The following is a 17,375-nucleotide window of genomic DNA, read 5'->3' on the forward strand; positions in this document are numbered from 1 at the left end:
ATGTTTGACCGGTCGGACTATATGAGGCCGGGCAGGCCAAGGCAATTTGCCTTTCGGCCGCGGGGCAGGAGCGCACGCTCGAACTGGGCGCGAAGGACCATCCCAACGCGTCATGGCCGGGCTTGACCCGGCCATCCATCCAACTGGAAACAAAAGCAAATAGCCAGCCCTGTCGGGCTGATGTTTGCTCTTTCGATGGATGGCCGGGTCAAGCCCGGCCATGACGATGCGGCGCGTGCGGGCTACCCCGCCTCGGCTCGGTGGAGGACGCGGGTCGCCTTGGATTCGTAGCGTGGCAGGGTGCCCTCGGCGGCGCATTCGACCTCGGCGCTGATGCCGAGCCGCGCCCGGATCTCGCGGCGCACGTCGGCGACGATGGCATCGGCAGGGCGGCCGGTCCGCTGCTCCGCCTCGACGGCGACGCGCATGGTGCCGATCGTCGTCCGCTCCTTGTCGACGTAGATCTGCCAGGCCTCCTTCACCGTCCCGGCCGTCTTGGCGACGATGTCCTCGATCTGGGAGGGGAAGACGATGACGCCCTTCACTTTGATCATGTCGTCGGTGCGGCCAATGATGCGGCTGATCTTGCGCATGCCGCGGCGGCCTGAAGGGCAGTCGAACGGCGCGGTGGAGAGGCGCACTAGGTCGCGCGTTCGCCAACGCACCACCGGCGAAGCCTCGCGGCAGAGGGTGGTGATCACTACCTCGCCAACCTCGCCCGGCCCCACGGGCGCCAGGGTCTTGGGGTCGAGGACCTCGGTGATGACCGTATCCTCGTTGACCAGCTGAAGCTCGTCGTCGGCGTGGGTGTAGGGCGTCGAAATGGCCAGGACGGGGCCGCCCGCCTCGGTGGTGCCGTAGATGTTGTGGCTGACGAAGCCGTCCGGCATCGCCGCCTCGAGCTGGGTGCGGAACTCGGCCGAGACCGACTGGCCGCCCAGGATGCCGAGCTTCAGCGCCCATTCGCGCCTGGGATCGATGCCGAGCTCCCGAGCCGTGCTGACCAGCGTCATCAGCCACAGCGGCGACATGGACGCGACCTCGTAGCGATGGTCCCGCATCCACTTCACCACCAGCTCGCCGCGGCCCGGCCCGATGGGCACCGTGGCGCAGTCCAGCGCGGCGAAACCCGCGTCCAGCGCCGGCCCGCCGATCCACAGCCCGTAACCGTAGCCCTGATAGGCGCGCTGGCCCGGTTGCACGCCGGCCGCCGTCAGGATGCGGGCCATCTGGTAGGGCAGCAGCTGCCGGAAGTCGTTCTGCGTCATCCCGAACATGACGGGCAGGCCGGTGGTCCCGGACGTCGCCATGAAGCGCTCGATCTGCTCCATCGGGGCGGTGAGGAACGGAAACGGATAGCGGGCGTGCAGGCTCGACTTGTCGAGGAAAGGGGCGTGCGCGAGGCCGTCGGCAGCCGCCAGGTCCTCCGGATGCATGCCGGCCGACCGGAAATGGTCGACCCATTCGCCGCTTTGCGCCAGCCGTTGGCCTAGGGCGACCAGGCGCTCGCGCTGCAAAGCCAGCAACGCGTCGTGATCGAGCGTTTCGATCTCGGGGTGCATCATGGGCTCAGACCTTCCTCCCGGGGATTTTGGCGCGGCCGCGGGGATCGGCGCGCCGGCAATGGTTTGGTTTATGGTGGACAACGAAACATAGACCGACCGTTCGGGCTATGCAATTCAGATTCGTTCGAGACTGCGCGCCGCCTCGGTGCTGGACAAGCCGTCGTCCCGAGCTGGACGCCATCGTCGCGATGCATCGCCCGGCGTCCGCCACCAATTCAGCTTGACAAGTGGTCGAGCATGACGGCAATTAATAACCCGAATGGTCGATCGTTGAATTAACGTCAGTCGACGAGGCGACCGGGATGGGGAGGTCCCATGAACTACGTGTCAGCGGTGCGCGACTATCGCCGCCTCATCGAGCCGACGCGCGTGCACAGCGCGCTCTACTACGATCCCAAGGTATTTCAGGATGAGCTGGAGCGGATCTGGTACCGCACGTGGGTCTATGTCGGGCACGTGAGCGAGGTGCCCAACCGCAACGACTACGTTACCAAGTCGATCGGGCCGACGCCGGTGCTGATGGTGCACGACCGCCACGGCCGCATCAGCCTGCTCCTCAACAAGTGCCCGCACCGCGGCAACCAGCTCTGCGCCTACAGCCAGGGCAACCGCATCAGCTTCACGTGTCCCTACCACTCCTGGACCTTCGCCAATTCCGGCGAGCTCGTCGGCTATGCCTACGCCGACGGCTACGAGGGCACGGACAAATCGCAGTTCTCCCTGGGCCGGGTGCCGCGCATCGGCATCTATCGCGGCTTCGTCTTCGGCTCGTTCGCCGAGGACGGCCCCTCGCTCGACGATTACCTGGGGGGCGCCAAGGCGTCGATTGATCAGCTGCTCGACAACTCGCCGGAGGGGGAGCTCGAGCTCACCGCCGGCTTCCTCCAGCATCGCACCAAGGCCAACTGGAAGTTCATGCTGGAGAACGAGACCGACGGCTACCACCCGGCCTTCGTGCACGGATCGATCTTCCAGGTGGCGGAGAGCGGCATCGGCAATCTCTACAGCCCGGCCTCCACCGCGCTCACCCGCGATTTCGGCAACGGCCACACCGAGTTCGATCTGCGGCCCGAGTGGCGCCGATCGGCCAAGCCGCTCGAATGGTTCGGCACCGATGCCGAGCGCCTGCCCGACTACGTGGCGGCCATGAACGCGGCCTACGGGGCCGAGCGGGCGCGGCAGATCATGATCGACGGCTCGCCGCACACCATGATCTTCCCCAACCTGTTCATCGCCGAGATCCAGCTCTTCGTGCTGCAGCCGGTCGCCGTCGACGAGACCATCCAGCATGTCACGGCGCTGCAGTTCAAGGGCGCGCCGGACCTGAACCGGCGCCTGCGCCAGCAGACCATGGGCTCGGTCGGCCCCGCCGGCTTCCTCCTGGCCGACGACACCGAGATGTACGAGCGCAACCACCGCGGCGCGCTCATCCGCGATCCGGAGTGGATCACGCTCAGCCGCGGCCTGCATCGCGAGGGCCGCGACGAGCGCGGCTTCCGCATCGGTCACTCGACCGACGAGGTGCCGCAGCGCGGCATCTGGCGCCACTACCTGGATCTCATGACGGCGTAGGGTGACGATGATGAACGCGCAGATCGACGCTGCTCCGGTCCCGGCCCGCGAGGGGCTGCACCGGTTGGTCGAGCAGTTCCTGTTCAAGGAAGCCCGCCTCCAGGATACTCACGCCTACGACGAGTGGGAGGCGCTGTGGACCGACGACGGCATCTACTGGGTGCCGGCCAACGGTCACGACACCGACCCCGAGCGGGCGATGTCGTTCATCTACGACAACCGCTCGCGCATCGGCATCCGCATCGATCAGTTGAAGACCGGGCGACGCCACACCCAGACGCCGCGGTCGGAACTGGCACGGGTGCTGTCCAACATCGAGATCGTGTCGCAGGCCGGCGACGAGGTCGAGGTGCGGGCCAATGCCGTGGTGTTCGAGGACAATCTGCGCGGCGAAACCGTTTGGGCGACGCGCAACGAATACCGGCTGCGGCTGGTCGACGGCGAGCTCAGGATGGCGCGTAAGAAGGTCGGCCTGGTCAACAACCACAAGCCGATCTTCACGCTGTCGTTCCTGATCTGACGTTTTTGAGCCGATGGAAGGTCGGGTCAAGCCTGGCCATGACGACCTGCACTTGCATCAACTCACGTTCCAACGTCATGGCCGGGCTTGACCCGGCCATCCATCAAACAAACAAAAACCCCGGGTTGCTCCAATGCCGCACAGTTCATCCGCCACCGCCGAGCCGTGGATCGCCCATGGCCCCGTGCTCCTCGACTTCGCCGACGGCGTCGCGACCATGACCCTGAACCGCCCGGCGGCCTCGAACGGCATGAACATCGAGATGATGCAGGCGCTGTGCGCTGCGGTGATGCGCTGCCATGGCGACGCGCGGGTCCGGGTCGTCCATCTCCGGGGCGCCGGCCCCAATTTCTGCGCCGGCGGCGACGTGCGCGAGTTCGCGTCGAAGGGGGCGGCGGTGGGCGACTTCCTGCGCGAGGTCACGGCTTATCTGCAGGTCGCCGTCGGCGCGCTGATCCGGCTCAACGCCATCGTCGTCGCGGAGGTCCACGGCTATGCGGCCGGTGGCGGCGGACTGGGGCTGGTGTGCGCCTCCGATCTGGTCATCGCGGCTGACAGTGCCCGCTTCATGGCCGGCGCCACGCGGGTCGGCATGGCGCCCGACGCGGGCTCCTCCGTCGTGCTGGCGCGGCTCATCGGCTTTCGCCGCGCCACCGAGCTCTTCGTCACCAACCGGGTCGTCGCCGCCGACGAGGCGCTGGCGCTTGGCCTGATCAACCGTGTCGTGCCCGCCGACGACCTCGCGGCCGAGGCCCGTCGGCTGGCCGCGGACGTGGCCGAGGGCGCCCCCAAGGCGCTGGCCGCCACCAAGCGCCTGCTCTGGAACGGCCTCGGTGTCGAGGCCTGCCTGCCGGAGGAGGCGCGCACCGTGGCCGAGCTGTCGGCCACGGCCGACAGCCGCGAAGGCCTGGCCGCAGTGATCGAGAAGCGCCGCCCCAAATTCGTCGGGCGATGAGCTAAGCCGCCCTCGCATTCCGCCGCACCGTCTGCGGTGGCTGGCCGTAGGCGCGCAGGAAGGCGCGGCGCATGCGCTCCCGGTCGGCGAAGCCCGCTTCGGCGGCGATGGTGTCCATCGAGTGGCGGCCCTGCTCCATCATCAGCCGCGCCGCCTCGAGCCGCAGGCTCTCCACCGCCTTGGCCGGCGATTGCCCGGTCTCGGCCCGGAAGGCCCGGCTGAACTGGCGCGGGCTGAGGCTGGCGGCATCCGCCAGCTCCTCGACCGACAGCTCGCTCTGGAGATTGAGCTTGGCGTAGTCGAGCGCCCGGCGGATGCGATCGGACTTCGGCTCGAGCTCCAGCAGCGCCGAGAACTGCGACTGCCCGCCCGCGCGGCGATGGTACATGACCAGCTTGCGGGCGACGGCGCGGGCGGTTGCGGGGTCGGTATCCCGTTCGATCAGGGCGAGGGCGAGATCGATGCCGGCAGTCATGCCGGCCGACGTCCAGAACGGCCCGTCGTTGATGAAGATGCGGTCCTCCTCCACCTTGAGCGCCGGGAAGCGCGCCCGCAGATCGTGGGCGAAGGCCCAGTGGGTGGTGGCACGCCGGCCGTCGAGGACGCCGGCTTCGGCGAGCACGAACGCTCCAGTGCACGGCGCCGCGACCCGCCGCGAGGTTCCGGCAGCCCGCCGCACGAAGGCGAGCAGCCCCGGCGTGGACGGCTCGATCACCGTGCCGGCACCGATGATCACGGTGTCGAAGTCGCCGCTGTCGAGCGGCTCGGTGTCCACGGAAAAGCCTGCCGAGGCGCGCACCAGCTCGCCGTGCTCGGACAGCAGGTGGACCTGGTAGAGGGCCTCGCCAACGGTGAGGTTGGCGACCTCGAACGCCGTGACCACGGCGAATCCCATGACCTGAAAGTCCGGGAAGACCACGAAGCCGATGCGCTGCACGGCCGCCTCCAGCGATGTCCTGAAAAGCTGTATATATGACATTCGGGCCATCGACCAGCGGGGCTATGGTTTCGTCCGACGGGCGCCGTCGCGCCGCATGAACGGACACGAACCATGGCTACGAACTCTGCTAAAGGCACCGCGCTGATCACCGGTGCGTCCTCGGGCATCGGCGCGATCTATGCCGACCGTCTGGCCCGCCGCGGTCACGATCTCATTCTGGTGGCGCGCAACCGCGAGCGCCTCGAGGCCCTGGCCCGGCGCCTGCGCGACGAGACCGGCCGCGCGGTCGAGGTCGTTGCGGCCGACCTCGGCGGCAAGGACGACCTTCGCCGCATCGAGGACATCCTGCGCAGCCGGTCAGACATCACGACGCTGGTGAACAACGCCGGCATCGGCGCGACCGCCCCGCTGCTGGCGTCGGACGTCGACAGAATGGAGGCGATGATCGAGTTGAACGTCGTCGCGCTGACCCGCCTGACCTATGCGGCCGTTCCCGGCATGGTCGCACGCGGCGTCGGCACGATCATCAACATCTCTTCCATCGCAGGCGTCGCCCCGGAAATCCTGAACGGCGTCTACGGGGGCACCAAGGCCTTCGTGCTCGCCTTCAGCCAGTCGCTGAAGCACGAGCTCGCCGACAAGAACATCCGTATCCAGGCCGTGTTGCCCGGCGCCACCGCGACCGACTTCTGGGACCTCGCGGGCACCCCGGTGCAGCACCTGCCTGGACAGATCGTCATGCGCGCCGACGCGATGGTCGATGCGGCGCTGGCCGGGCTCGATCTCGGCGAGTTCGCCACCATCCCGTCGCTGCCGGACGCGGCCGACTGGCAGGCGTACGAGGCGGCGCGCCAGGCGCTCATGCCCAACCTGTCGCGGCAGACTCCCGCCGATCGTTACAAGCGCGCGGCCGCTTGACCGTCGACGAGAGGCGGCACGGACCGCGGCCGTAGAAGCGCCGCGCCTCGGTGCGCGGCACCGACCGATGCTCGTTGCTCGGCCGGGTCATGCTCTCGATCGACGTCGGCAGCGCGCTTCGCCGGATCGGCGCGGACGCACGATAATGGCCTCGTGTCGTCAGCATGCTAAAGCCTTCGCTCACATCGCGACGTGAAACTGTCGCTGTCAGCGGGGCTTGAGCGGAATGGGCCGATCGGAGCGTGAGGGTCTGGGTGGTGAGGTGCCGCGGGCGACGTTCAGCGCGCGCGGCGAATGCACCCGAGACCGGCTCAAGCGCACGGCGGAAGCCCTGTTCGCGGAACGTGGCGTCGACGGCGTGGGCGTGCGCGAGATCCTCGATGCCGCCGGCCTGCGCAACATCGCCTCGCTCAATCACTACTTCGGCGGCAAGGACGAGCTGGTCAGGGAGCTGATCGTCGACGGCGCGCGCAGCGCCGATAGCTGGCGCCTGGCGCGTCTCGCCGAGGTCGAACAGCAGGAGCGGATCACCGTCCGCGACGTGGTGCGGGTGCTGTGCTGGCCCGTCCTGAGCACGGATCCGCTCCTCGTCGCCACCGACACCCACATTCGCTTCATCAGCAACATCCAGAACGTCGATCGCGCCGCCTATCACGATGCGCTCGGCGGCCGCTGGAACGTCGGCTATCAGCGCTGCCTGGAGCTGCTGCGCGGCCTGATCGCGCTGCCGAAAGCCACGCTGAACGAGCGCTTCATCTTCTTCGACGTCTATTCGCGGGGCGTGCTCGCCACGCGCGAGGCCGAGATCGCCCGCGCGCCGCAGACCAGCACCTGGGTCCAGGCCCGCATCATCGAGAACTTCTTCGACACGGTCGAGGCGCTGCTGACCACGCCGGTCGCAGCGCGCGGCGGCCTGCCCCGAGCGGCCCGGGCCGGGGCCGATCCGACCTGAGCACCTAGTGTGGCGAATCCGAAATTCGCACCACCTCGGGGCATCGTTCGGAGCGAATTTCGGATTCCTAAGCCACACTAGCAACTCTATGATTCTAGTGTGGTTTAATGGATCTGAAGTTCCTGGACATTGATGCCATGTGGGGAGCAGGAACTTCAGATCCACCACACTAGAGCGCTTTGCGATTGGGTGGGCTCACCCAATCGCGAAAAAGCGCTCCGGATTCAAAAGACGATGAGCATTTCTCTGCCATTGGATGGGTCCATCCAATGGCGAAATGCTCTAGGGCGTCAGGCCCGCGCGGTCGCGGGAGCGAGGTCGACGGTGCCGACAATGACCGGCTCGCCGTGCTGGTTGACGACGCGGACGGCGTAGCGGCCGGCTGCATCCGCGACGGCCTCGCCCTCGGCGTGGACCGTATCGTCCTCGCGTACCGGCTTGATGAAGCGCACGTCCATCACGGCGCCCTCCGCCACCTGCCGGCCGAAGGTGGCGCGCAGGGCCTGCCAGACCAGGTTCAGCGACAGCATGCCGTGCGCGATGATGCCCTTCATCGGCGTCTTTGCGGCGAATTCCGGATCGAGGTGGATCGGATTGAAGTCGGTCGTCAGCTCGGCGTAGAGCCGGATAGCCTCACGTGTGATCGTCTTCTCGGCGGTGACGAGGCGGGTGGGCAGGGCTTCACTCATCAGGCCGCCCACACGTTGTTCATGCGGCTCGAGAACAGGGGCTCGCCCTCGGGCGTCGTGCTGTCGATCGCCAGCAGCACCCACTTGCGGCCGCGCTTCTCCTCCTTGCTCTCGCAGCCGACCGTGGTGACGATGACTTCGCCGGCCCGCGGCAGCCGCGACACGCGGAACACCTGGCCGCCGTGCACGCCGCCCGGCGGCGACGGCTTGAGCGTGTGGGAGACGGCGCGGCTGGTGATGACCGGCATCATGCCCGGCGGCATGACGGCACCGTCCGCATCGGCGGGGTAGAGCTCGCACCATTGGTCGATCAGCGCCTGCTCGAGCGTCAGGCGATGGGAGCCGATGATCTGGCCCGGCTGGAAGGCGGCATAGTCGAACATGTCAGGCGCCTTTGAAGTGGGGGGCGCGCTTCTCGACGAAGGCGCGCGCGGCTTCCTTGTGGTCGTCCGTCACCGTGGCGCGCGCCTGCTGCAAGGCCTCGGCGTCGAGGCAGACGTCGAACGGCGCGGTCTCGGCCAGGTTGAGGTTCTGCTTCATGTAGCTCAGCGTGAGGCTCGGCCCCTGGGCCAGCCCCAGCGCAATCTCGTGGGCGACCCGCTGCAAGTCCTCGTCGGCGACGACCTTGGTCACCAGGCCGTGCGCCAGGGCTTGGTCCGCGGTCAGCAGCGGGCACAGCAGGAATAGCTCCCGCGCCTTGGCAGAGCCCAACAGGCGAGTGAGCAGGTAGGTGCCGCCGAAGTCGCCGGGGAGCGCCACCTTGGCGAAGGCGGTCGTGATCTTGGTCGACTTCGCCGCGATGCGCAGGTCGCAGGCGAGCGCTAGTGACAGGCCGCCGCCGGCGGCCGCACCATCGAGGGCGGCGATCGTCGGCTTGCGCATGTCGTGCAGCAGGCGCGACACCTCCATGACGCGGCGTAGCTCGCTCACCTGGTGGTCGATCGGCCCCTGCCCATGGCCGTGCTCCGCCATGCCCTTGACGTCGCCGCCGACGCAGAAGGTGCCGCCGGCGCCGCGCAGCAGCACGGCCCGCGCCTTGGGGTCGGTGGCGGCCCGCGCCACCGCCGCCACCAGGTCCTCGGCCAGCTCCATGCTGATGGCGTTGCGGCGGTCCGGCCGGTTCAGGGTGATGATGGCTAGACCCTGGTCGAGGTCTTCCGAGACGTAGCGGGCCATGACAACTCCAGTCTAAAGCATGATCCCAAGAAGTGGATGCCGCATTTGGCGAAGATCATGCTCAGCATAAAGACTTGGAACAGGACGATGATTCGAAAAAAATCGTCCTGCCCGACGGATCAGCTGGCGAGGCTCTCGAGGTCGCCCAGGGCCTCGGCGAACTCTTCGCGGAATTCCTGCACGACGGCGCGGGCCGAGCGGACATTCTCGACCAGGCCGACGCCCTGCCCGACGAAGTAGGTGACGAGCTCGCGGGCGCCGGCCTCGCCCCGTTCGGCGGCTGCGGTGGCCTTCTGGAGGGCTGGCTCCGAGATCATCGATTGCAGCGGCATGGGCAGGGCCCCTGGGCTGTCCGGACCTTCCCAGGCGTCCGTCCACGCCGACTTGAGCTGGCGCGAATACTTGCCGGTGCGGCCTTTGCTGCGCACGGTATCGCGCGAGCGCGCCTTGACCATCTTGTCGCGGAAGATTTCGCTGGTCTCCGATTCCGTGGTGGCCAACCAGACCGAGCCGGTCCAGGCGCCGGAGGCGCCGAGCACCATGGCCGCCGCCATCTGCCGCCCGGTCATGATGCCGCCGGCGGCCAGCACCGGCACGTCGCTCACGGCGCGCACCGCCCGCACCACCTCCGGGATGAGCACCATGGTCGACACCTCTCCGCAATGGCCGCCCGCCTCACCGCCCTGGGCCACGATCACGTCGACGCCCGCCTCCACGTGGCGGAGCGCATGCTCCTTCGCTCCGGCGAGCGCGCCGACGAGCACGCCCTTGGCGCGGGCGCCCTCGAACATCTCCCTGGGTGGCAGGCCCAGCGCGTTGACGATGAGCTTGATCGGGTGGCGGAAGGCGATCTCGAGCAGGGCGACGCCCTGGGCCCGCAGCAGAGACGGCGGCCGCGACACGCGCACCGCGTCCGCCTCGCCGCCCGGGTCGACCCCGTGCGCCTTGAGCAGGTCGGCGACGAACTGCCGGTGCCGCTGGGGAATGCCGCGCGCCAGATCGGTGACGCGGGAGGGATCCTCGCCGGCAAGGGCCATGTTCTCGGGGAACAGCAGGTCGACCCCGTAGGGATGGCCGTCGATGTGCCGATCGATCCAGGTGAGCTCGGTCTCCAGCTCTTCGGGCGAGAAACCGGCGGCGCCGAGCACGCCGAAGCCGCCGGCCTTGCTGACGGCCACCACCACGTCGCGGCAGTGGCTGAAGGCGAACAGCGGGAAGGGGACCTCGAGCTTGGTGCTGAGGGCGTTGTTCATCGCGTTTCCTCCTAAGCAGAATTTCCGATCCCGTCCAACAGGCGGGCTCGGAAATTCTGCCTCATTTAAATAATCTTAGCAGAAATTGGCGAACCGGAGCCGTGTTCCGGTTCGCCAATTTCTGCTGAGGCGAACCTGTTGTGTGCGGCCGCCTTGCTATTGCTTGCGTACGAGATAGGGCGGCGGCGTTCGCGGTGTCAACGCCGCGGACGCAGGGCCGTCCCGCGGAGCGCGGGCCCCGACCGCCCCCGGCGAAGCCGCACGATTTGCTTGACGATGGGTAGCTAGCTAGCCAACCATGATGCCGCAAGACGGCCTGACCACGCGGCAGCGCCCGCGACAAGATCCAAGGGCCGGGGAGGAAGGGACGATGACGGAGCGCCCCCTTTGGGTCGACCGCAGGGGCGGCTTCGACCGCCGTGATTTTCTGCTGCGCGCCGCCGGGCTGTGGGCGGGCGCCATGGGCCTTCCCGGCCTGGGGGGGCGCGCCATCGCCCAGAGCGAGCCGTTCCGCGTCGGCTGGGTGCGGACGACCACGGGGCGGCTGGCATCGTCCTTCTCTATGCTCTACGTCGGCGGCCTCATCGCCGTCGACGAGATTAACGCCGCCGGCGGCATCCTCGGCCGCCAGATCATCCGGCAGGAGGAGGACGACGAGGCCTCCCCGGCCAAGGAGCCGGCGGTGGTGCGCAAGCTGCGCGAGGCCGGCGTCAACTATGTCCTCGGGCCGGCCGCCAGTTCGCAGTCGCTGGCATCGCTCTCCGCCACCACGCCGAACAAGATGATTCAGGCGGCCTTCGCCAATGCGGAGGAATTGGGCGACGGCAGCAAGTATCCCTATCACTACCAGGTGTCGTATAACGCCACCCAGCAGGCGCAGGTCTGCGTCCGCCATCTGGCGGATACGCTCAAGCTCAAGAAAATCGCCATCCTGCAGGAGAACACGGCCTTCGGCGAGCAGGCCGCCGCGGCATCGCTCGCCGCGCTCAAGACCTTCGGTCTGACGCCTGTGGCGCGGGAGGTCTATGCGCAGACGGCGCCGGACCTGTCGGCCTACGTCACCAACCTGCGCAAATCCGGCGCCGAAGGGGTGCTCGCCTGGATGGCCAGCACGCCGTCGCTGGCCATGTGCTACAACGCCTTGCACGCGCAGAAATGGTATCCGCTGATCACCGGCCACATCGGCGTGTTCTACGAGGTGCTGTTCGACCTGGTGCCTGACGAGGCGCTGCGCAACGTCACCGGCACCGCCTACAAGACCCTGCTGTGGACGCCCGATCGCCCGATCGGCGCGCGTCAGCAGGCCTATGCCAGGAAGCTCGCGGCCTATCCCGAGACCAAGGGCACCGGGGCCGCCACCGCATCGGCGCCGTTCTACGACTTCCTGCATCTGCTGAAGGCGGTGATCGAGACCGAGAAGACCTTCGACACCGACAAGATCAAGCGGGCGCTCGACAATGTGCAGGGCTATGACGGCATGATCGGCAAGATCAGCTTCACGCCGCAGGGCCACACCGGTATCTCGACCGACCAGATCAGCCTCGGCACCGTGCTCTCGGGCAAAGATCCCCGCTCCATGGGCGTGTTCCGCGAAGAGGCGACCGCCGCCGCCGGTTGAGGCACCGGCGCATGCACGCCCCGCGTTTGCTTGACGATGTATTGGCGGGCGCCCAAGCTGCCCAGGCAATAGAGGCTCGGCCGGGCGCGCAGACGCCCGGGACAAGAGCCATGCCTGGGAGGAAGCACCATGACGGATCGCCCGCTTTGGGTCGACGGCCGGGACGGTCTTGACCGCCGCGATTTTCTCATCCGTGCCGCAGGGCTGTGGGCGGGCGCCATGGGCGCCTCCAGCCTCGCCGGCCAGGCGTTGGCTCAGAGCGAGCCGTTCCGCATCGGCTGGGTCCGCCCCACCACGGGGCGGCTGGTGTCGTCGTTCACCATGCTCTACGTGGGCGGCCTCATCGCCATCGACGAGATCAATGCCGCCGGCGGCATCCTCGGCCGCCAGATCGTCAAGCAGGAGGAGGACGACGAGGCCTCCCCGGCCAAGGAGCCGGCGATCGTGCGCAAGCTCAAGGAGAGCGGCATCACATATATCTGCGGCCCTACCGGCAGCTCGCAATCGCTCGCGTCCCTCGCCGGCACGACGTCTGCCAAGGTGATCCAGGCCGCCTTCGCCAATGCGGTGGACCTCGGCGACGCCACCAAGTATCCCTATCACTACCAGCTGCTGTTCAACTCCAACCAACAAGCGGAGGTCTGCGTCCGCTACCTGGTGGAGACGCTCAAGCTCAAGAAGATCGGCATCCTCCAGGAGAATACCGCCTTCGGCGAGCAGGCCACGGCGGCGTCGCTTCTGGCGCTGCAGAAATATGGCCTCAAGCCCGTGGCGACCGAGATCTACTCGCAGACCGCGCCGGACCTCTCGGCCTACATCACCAACCTGCGCAAGGCCGGCTCGGAGGGGCTGCTCGGCTGGATGGCCAGCGCCCCGTCGCTCGCCATGTGCTACAACGGCCTGCACGCGCAGAAATGGTACCCGCCGATCACCGGCCACAACGGCGTCTTCTACGAGGTGCTGTTCGACCTGGTGCCGGACGAGGCGCTGCGCAACGTCACCGGCACCAACTACAAGACCTTGCTGTGGACGAACGACCGGCCGATCGGCGCGCGCCAGCAGGCCTATGCCAAGAAGCTCACCGCCTATCCCGAGACCAAAGGCTCGGGCGCCGCGACCGCGTCGGCCCCGTTCTACGATTTCCTGTATCTGCTGAAGCAGGTGGTGGAGGCCGAGAAGACGTTCGACACCGACAAGATCAAGCGGGCGCTCGACAACGTCCAGGGCTTCGACGGCATGCTCGGCAAGATCAGCTTCACGCCGCAGAACCACTCGGGCATCTCGATCGACCAGATCAGCCTTGGCACCGCGCTGTCCGGCAAGGACCCGCGCGCCATGGGCGTGTTCCGCCAGGAGGCGACCGGCGGCGTCGGGTGACGGGCGTCTGGCGGGCTGTCGGCTGACCAAAGGCGAACAAGATTCGGGTCGGCTTTGCGCTCGGGTCTCGTGCCGGAGCGCTACATCCGTGCCGCGGCGATCGAGGCAGCGATCGCCGCAATGGACCGGAACAGCACCGCTGGATCATCCCGCGATGGCGTGAAACCCCGTCGTTGCCAGAACGCGGTGGCGTCGAGATCAATGGCATTGACCATGAGAGCTCGACCGCCGACGAGCGCGGCCGCCGTCACGCACCGCTCAAGTGCATGCTTGACCAAACCGGTGCCTATGCCTCGGCCGGCCCAGGCGACATCCGTCGCAAGCTGACCGAGCAGCAGGCACGGAACCGGGTCGGGGGGCTGGCCGGTGCGGATGGCGCGCGGCAATACGTCCGGCACGACGGCGGTCGGGGCCAGGCCGTAGAAGCCGATGACCCGGCCGGCGTCGTGAACGACCATGACAGCCGTGAAGCCCTTTTCGTGATTGGAGAGCGCTCTGGTCTTCAGCCAACGATCGAGCGTCGGTTGTCCGCAGGTGAATTCGGCAACATCGTGGGCCGCGGTCAGCGGCTCGGGGGCCGAGAGGGCCAAGGCTCAGCGCTTTGCAACATATCCCGGCTCCCACGGCGCCGGGCGCTTCGCCAACTCGACTATCTCTGGCACGGAGCCGGCGGGTGCCGCCAAGGCGGCGACGAACTCTGAAAACCCTTCCGGGCTCATGCGGATCAGCCGATTCTCCATGAGCACCTCCTCGGCGGCCCGAACCGCTGCATCGCGCACGAAGTCCGTACGCGAACGGCCGCGCAGCCCGGCCGCGCGATCGATGATGGCGATATCCGCCTCCGGAAGGCGCATCGAAATCGGGTGTTCCTTGCGTTCGGCGTTGGCGGCCATCGTGCCCTCCTGCCATGAGCATAATTGCGCGTAGTGCAAATTGCAATACATGCGGGCGGGTGGCGGCGCCGGCCGAGCCGTGTGGACAAGACGCTACGCCACCAGCGGCGCCGAGACTCCCTCCAGCAGCCGCAGCGCGTCCTTCGGATCGAGGCGTACCTGGAGGCCGCGCTGGCCGGCGTTGATGAAGACGAGGTCATGGGCCACGGCGGCCTCCTCCATGGCGACGCGCGGCGGCCGCATCTGGCCGAACGGGCTGATGCCGCCGACCTTGTAGCCGGTGAGGCGCTCGGCGTCGGCCGGCTTCATCATCTGCGCCGACTTGCCGCCGAAGGCGGCCGCGAGCTTCTTCATGGAGACCTCGCGGTCCGACGGCACGATCGCGCAGACCGGCTTGCCGTCGACGAGCGCCATCAGTGTCTTCAGCACGCGGTCCGGCGCCTCGCCCAAGGCCTCGGCCGCTTGCAGGCCGACGCGCTCGGCGCTGGGGTCGTAATCGTAGGCGTGCACCGAGAAGGCGACGCCCGCCCGCTCCAGCGCCTGTGTTCCTCGCGTCGTCCTGGCCATGGGCGGAGCTTTTGGCCGAACGGCGGCGCGGGTCAAGCCGCCCGGCGGCCTGCCGGCCCTGTCAGCGCCAGAGCTTTTCCTCGCCCACGTATTCGGCACCCGGCAGCGGGCCGGGCTTCAGGAATGCGGCCAGCACGTTGCGCATGAAGCGGCTGACGTTGTTGTCGCCGTTGCGCCAGGGCAGGGCCTGGCTCCAGGCGATCGAGCCGATGGCCAGACAGGCGCCGTCGTTGGCGGTGGTGAAGAAGGCCATGTCGGCGCGCACCTGCGGATCCTGGGTGCCGCCACGGCCGGGGAAGGCGTAGGCGATCTCCTCCGACACCAGCGGGTAGTTGTCGGAATGGCCGTGCGAGGCGGCGAGCAGCAGGGCGTGCGGCGGCGTGCCCAACGCCAGGTCGTAGCGGTCGATCTCGATGCCGGCGGCACCGCCCAGCCCCAGGCCGAAGTCGCCGATCTGCTCCTCGGGGCCGATGCCCTCGAACATCCAGGCGACGCGCTTGTGAAAGGAGTCCGGCATGCGCTCGAACGGCATGCTCTCGTCCATGCCCTCGGAGGTGAAGCCGACGCCGACGATCTTCTGTGGCGCCCGCCCGCGCGAGCGCCACAGGCCCGAGCGCTCGCCGGTGGAGATCAGGTAGCCCTCGCCCGGATCCGCCTGCCAGGCGCGCGAGCCGGTGTCGAGCTTGCGCACCTCCATGCAGAACGGCTCGTCCTCGCGCAGGCCGGAGACCCAATAGTAGCCGTTGCCGCCCGAGTAGATCAGCCGGCCGCCGCTGGTGAGGTAGTCCTCGGTGGCGTCGAGCATCCGCTCCGAATAGTATTCGGGGTGGGTGCAGTTGATCACCGTGCGGTAGGGCGCCAGTGCGGCCGCGCCCTCGGCGTGCAGCTCGTGATCGGTCAGGATCTCGTAGTCGTAGCCCTGCGTGTCCAGCCACCAGATCAGCGACAGGTCGGCCGGCAACGCCCAGGGAAATCCCATCGAGCTCAGCCGGTGCCGCGGGCGCATGTTGATGATCGGCCGCCGCCACGACGAGAAGCAGCAGCCCGCGCCGTCGGAATGGTGGTCGTAGGTGGAGAGGCCGAACTCCTGCAGTTTGTTGAACTCGATGTCGGCCTCGGTGAGGATCGGCGTGTGCGCGGTGATCGCCTGGCCGATGGGGGCCTCGTAGGCGAGGTGCTCGTTGGCGTAGGCGAGATAGGTGAAGGTCGACATCAGCACCGCGAGCGGCGCCTTGGGGCTGGCGGCCCGCACGAAGAAGGGGATGTGCTCCTCCACGCCGCCCGATCGCAGCCGTAGCGCGTAGACGCCGCTGCGGGTGGCGGGCGGCACCGTGAAGGTCACCGTCGGTTGCCAGCGGCAGTCGGTGATGGCGTCGTCGTGGAACCAGACACCCCCGTATTGCGACGGATCGAGCCGGAAGCTGTCGGAGCGTCCGGCCCAGTTCCAGCCGGTCATGCCGCGCACCGGGTGGTTCATGCCCTGCGCGTCGAGGTGGTGCGGTCCGACGTCCACGATGGTGTGGCCGATGCCGGTGTCGGTGTAGCCGGCGGTGGTGTCCCAGTGCGCCAGCACCGGCCCGTCGGCGGGCGGCTGGCCGCTGCGGGCGATGGCCTCGATCGCCGCGGGCGTCAGCACCGCGGCGGCCACGCCGGCCCGGTCGATCTTGCCGTTGTAGAGCATGCCGACGAAGCGGCCGCGGCGATCGTTCTCCTCGCTCGCGCCGGCCCACAGGAAGGGCGTTTCCGGCCCCGGATCGGCCGGCGCCACGCGCAGCGTCTCGGCCACGCGCGAGCCGTAGTCGGCCGGCACCACCGGGCCGGTGAGCGAGTTGTAGCGATTGACGCAGCCGATCTGGTAGAGCCGGGCTTCCTTGGTCGCCGCATCGAAGCTCGCCGCCACGAAATACCAGGCCCGGGTGACGAGGCTGACCTCGGCCGCCACGTGGTCGAGCAGTGTGCCGTCGCCGATCCAGAACTCCAGCCGGCCTTCCGGGCTGATGCCGAGCGCGTAGCCCTTGCCCGACATGATGTCCCACTTCGACAGGATGGCCTGGCGAGCGATGCCGGGCTTGGTGGGGTAGATAAAGGCGTAGATGGTGAAGCTGCCGGGCGCGGCGAGCTTCGCCTCCGGGTCGGCCACCACGGCGTGGGAGCCGACCTGGGTGAACTGGCGGCGCACGGCGACCTCGCCGGGAATGACGCTCGCCACCTCTTCCTCGACGAAGCCCGGCCCCTCCGGGTTCTCGTCCCCGTGGATGAGCCGCACCAGCTGTGCATCGACGCTGTCGGTGCCTTCGCCCGAGATCATGAAGGAGAGCGTGTCGCCGGCCTTCGCCGACCAGGGGTCGGCATAGCCGTGTATCCGCTTGGTAGCCATGGC

At 68.1% G+C, this 17,375-nt stretch carries 17 protein-coding genes; 7 read left to right on the top strand and 10 right to left on the bottom strand.

The window, feature by feature from the left end:
• Positions 1-242: 242 nt before the first annotated feature.
• Positions 243-1,565, bottom strand: coding sequence for a phenylacetate--CoA ligase family protein (locus ACZ5PO_RS15515; protein WP_464194970.1), 1,323 nt, complete (start codon positions 1,563-1,565; stop codon positions 243-245).
• A 315-nt stretch (positions 1,566-1,880) separates the two neighbouring features.
• Between ACZ5PO_RS15515 and ACZ5PO_RS15520 the strand changes: the two genes are divergently transcribed.
• The 3 genes from ACZ5PO_RS15520 (at position 1,881) to ACZ5PO_RS15530 (ending at position 4,612) form a co-directional block, all read left to right on the top strand.
• Positions 1,881-3,137 (top strand): aromatic ring-hydroxylating oxygenase subunit alpha, encoded by a 1,257-nt coding sequence (locus ACZ5PO_RS15520; protein WP_464194972.1) that lies wholly within the window; start codon positions 1,881-1,883, stop codon positions 3,135-3,137.
• 10 nt (positions 3,138-3,147) lie between these two features.
• Positions 3,148-3,657: an aromatic-ring-hydroxylating dioxygenase subunit beta gene (locus ACZ5PO_RS15525; RefSeq protein ID WP_464194974.1), complete on the top strand. Its 510-nt coding sequence runs from the start codon at positions 3,148-3,150 to the stop codon at positions 3,655-3,657.
• Positions 3,658-3,790: 133 nt separating this feature from the next.
• Positions 3,791-4,612, top strand: coding sequence for an enoyl-CoA hydratase/isomerase family protein (locus tag ACZ5PO_RS15530; protein WP_464194976.1), 822 nt, complete (start codon positions 3,791-3,793; stop codon positions 4,610-4,612).
• A 1-nt stretch (position 4,613) separates the two neighbouring features.
• Here the strand turns inward: ACZ5PO_RS15530 and ACZ5PO_RS15535 are convergent, their stop codons facing one another.
• A complete protein-coding gene (locus ACZ5PO_RS15535) occupies positions 4,614-5,549 on the bottom strand; it encodes a GlxA family transcriptional regulator (RefSeq protein ID WP_464196858.1) in 936 nt (311 codons plus the stop codon).
• A 114-nt stretch (positions 5,550-5,663) separates the two neighbouring features.
• Here ACZ5PO_RS15535 and ACZ5PO_RS15540 point away from each other — a divergent pair, with 114 nt between their 5' ends.
• A complete protein-coding gene (locus ACZ5PO_RS15540) occupies positions 5,664-6,470 on the top strand; it encodes an SDR family NAD(P)-dependent oxidoreductase (RefSeq protein ID WP_464194978.1) in 807 nt (268 codons plus the stop codon).
• A 262-nt stretch (positions 6,471-6,732) separates the two neighbouring features.
• The gene (locus ACZ5PO_RS15545; RefSeq protein WP_464194980.1) at positions 6,733-7,422 is read left to right on the top strand and encodes a TetR/AcrR family transcriptional regulator; all 690 of its coding nucleotides are present in this window, start codon (positions 6,733-6,735) and stop codon (positions 7,420-7,422) included.
• Positions 7,423-7,712: 290 nt separating this feature from the next.
• Here ACZ5PO_RS15545 and ACZ5PO_RS15550 read toward each other — a convergent pair whose 3' ends face one another.
• The 4 genes from ACZ5PO_RS15550 to ACZ5PO_RS15565 form a co-directional block, all read right to left on the bottom strand.
• Positions 7,713-8,111: a MaoC family dehydratase gene (locus tag ACZ5PO_RS15550; RefSeq protein ID WP_464194982.1), complete on the bottom strand. Its 399-nt coding sequence runs from the start codon at positions 8,109-8,111 to the stop codon at positions 7,713-7,715.
• Complete coding sequence (locus ACZ5PO_RS15555; RefSeq protein WP_464194984.1) at positions 8,111-8,494, bottom strand: hypothetical protein; 384 nt, start codon at positions 8,492-8,494, stop codon at positions 8,111-8,113. Before ACZ5PO_RS15555 ends, ACZ5PO_RS15550 begins: the two co-directional genes overlap by 1 nt.
• A gap of 1 nt (position 8,495) precedes the next feature.
• On the bottom strand, positions 8,496-9,287 hold the full coding sequence (locus ACZ5PO_RS15560) for an enoyl-CoA hydratase-related protein (RefSeq protein ID WP_464194986.1): 792 nt from the start codon (positions 9,285-9,287) through the stop codon (positions 8,496-8,498).
• 119 nt (positions 9,288-9,406) lie between these two features.
• Positions 9,407-10,540, bottom strand: coding sequence for a nitronate monooxygenase (locus ACZ5PO_RS15565; RefSeq protein ID WP_464194988.1), 1,134 nt, complete (start codon positions 10,538-10,540; stop codon positions 9,407-9,409).
• A 370-nt stretch (positions 10,541-10,910) separates the two neighbouring features.
• Between ACZ5PO_RS15565 and ACZ5PO_RS15570 the strand changes: the two genes are divergently transcribed.
• The gene (locus ACZ5PO_RS15570; protein ID WP_464194990.1) at positions 10,911-12,158 is read left to right on the top strand and encodes an ABC transporter substrate-binding protein; all 1,248 of its coding nucleotides are present in this window, start codon (positions 10,911-10,913) and stop codon (positions 12,156-12,158) included.
• Between the two features lie 129 nt (positions 12,159-12,287).
• On the top strand, positions 12,288-13,535 hold the full coding sequence (locus ACZ5PO_RS15575) for an ABC transporter substrate-binding protein (protein ID WP_464194992.1): 1,248 nt from the start codon (positions 12,288-12,290) through the stop codon (positions 13,533-13,535).
• An 80-nt stretch (positions 13,536-13,615) separates the two neighbouring features.
• Here ACZ5PO_RS15575 and ACZ5PO_RS15580 read toward each other — a convergent pair whose 3' ends face one another.
• The 4 genes from ACZ5PO_RS15580 to ACZ5PO_RS15595 form a co-directional block, all read right to left on the bottom strand.
• Positions 13,616-14,125 (bottom strand): GNAT family N-acetyltransferase, encoded by a 510-nt coding sequence (locus ACZ5PO_RS15580; RefSeq protein WP_464194994.1) that lies wholly within the window; start codon positions 14,123-14,125, stop codon positions 13,616-13,618.
• Positions 14,126-14,128: 3 nt separating this feature from the next.
• Entirely contained in the window at positions 14,129-14,428 is a 300-nt protein-coding gene (locus tag ACZ5PO_RS15585) for a type II toxin-antitoxin system TacA family antitoxin (RefSeq protein ID WP_464194996.1), read from the bottom strand.
• Between the two features lie 93 nt (positions 14,429-14,521).
• Entirely contained in the window at positions 14,522-14,995 is a 474-nt protein-coding gene (gene ybaK, locus ACZ5PO_RS15590) for a Cys-tRNA(Pro) deacylase (RefSeq protein WP_464194998.1), read from the bottom strand.
• A gap of 61 nt (positions 14,996-15,056) precedes the next feature.
• Positions 15,057-17,372: a N,N-dimethylformamidase beta subunit family domain-containing protein gene (locus tag ACZ5PO_RS15595; protein WP_464195000.1), complete on the bottom strand. Its 2,316-nt coding sequence runs from the start codon at positions 17,370-17,372 to the stop codon at positions 15,057-15,059.
• Positions 17,373-17,375 lie beyond the last annotated feature (3 nt).

It is taken from the genome of Chelatococcus sp. KU-N122 (assembly GCF_055391085.1).

Bases quoted from the DNA above. Each gene is read 5' to 3' on its own strand.
- ybaK (WP_464194998.1), bottom strand. From the start codon at position 14,995: ATGGCCAGGACGACGCGAGGAACACAGGCGCTGGAGCGGGCGGGCGTC.
- ACZ5PO_RS15540 (WP_464194978.1), top strand. From the start codon at position 5,664: ATGGCTACGAACTCTGCTAAAGGCACCGCGCTGATCACCGGTGCGTCC.
- ACZ5PO_RS15570 (WP_464194990.1), top strand. From the start codon at position 10,911: ATGACGGAGCGCCCCCTTTGGGTCGACCGCAGGGGCGGCTTCGACCGC.
- ACZ5PO_RS15515 (WP_464194970.1), bottom strand. From the start codon at position 1,565: ATGATGCACCCCGAGATCGAAACGCTCGATCACGACGCGTTGCTGGCT.
- ACZ5PO_RS15550 (WP_464194982.1), bottom strand. From the start codon at position 8,111: ATGAGTGAAGCCCTGCCCACCCGCCTCGTCACCGCCGAGAAGACGATC.
- ACZ5PO_RS15555 (WP_464194984.1), bottom strand. From the start codon at position 8,494: ATGTTCGACTATGCCGCCTTCCAGCCGGGCCAGATCATCGGCTCCCAT.
- ACZ5PO_RS15565 (WP_464194988.1), bottom strand. From the start codon at position 10,540: ATGAACAACGCCCTCAGCACCAAGCTCGAGGTCCCCTTCCCGCTGTTC.
- ACZ5PO_RS15520 (WP_464194972.1), top strand. From the start codon at position 1,881: ATGAACTACGTGTCAGCGGTGCGCGACTATCGCCGCCTCATCGAGCCG.
- ACZ5PO_RS15525 (WP_464194974.1), top strand. From the start codon at position 3,148: ATGAACGCGCAGATCGACGCTGCTCCGGTCCCGGCCCGCGAGGGGCTG.
- ACZ5PO_RS15575 (WP_464194992.1), top strand. From the start codon at position 12,288: ATGACGGATCGCCCGCTTTGGGTCGACGGCCGGGACGGTCTTGACCGC.
- ACZ5PO_RS15585 (WP_464194996.1), bottom strand. From the start codon at position 14,428: ATGGCCGCCAACGCCGAACGCAAGGAACACCCGATTTCGATGCGCCTT.
- ACZ5PO_RS15595 (WP_464195000.1), bottom strand. From the start codon at position 17,372: ATGGCTACCAAGCGGATACACGGCTATGCCGACCCCTGGTCGGCGAAG.
- ACZ5PO_RS15530 (WP_464194976.1), top strand. From the start codon at position 3,791: ATGCCGCACAGTTCATCCGCCACCGCCGAGCCGTGGATCGCCCATGGC.
- ACZ5PO_RS15560 (WP_464194986.1), bottom strand. From the start codon at position 9,287: ATGGCCCGCTACGTCTCGGAAGACCTCGACCAGGGTCTAGCCATCATC.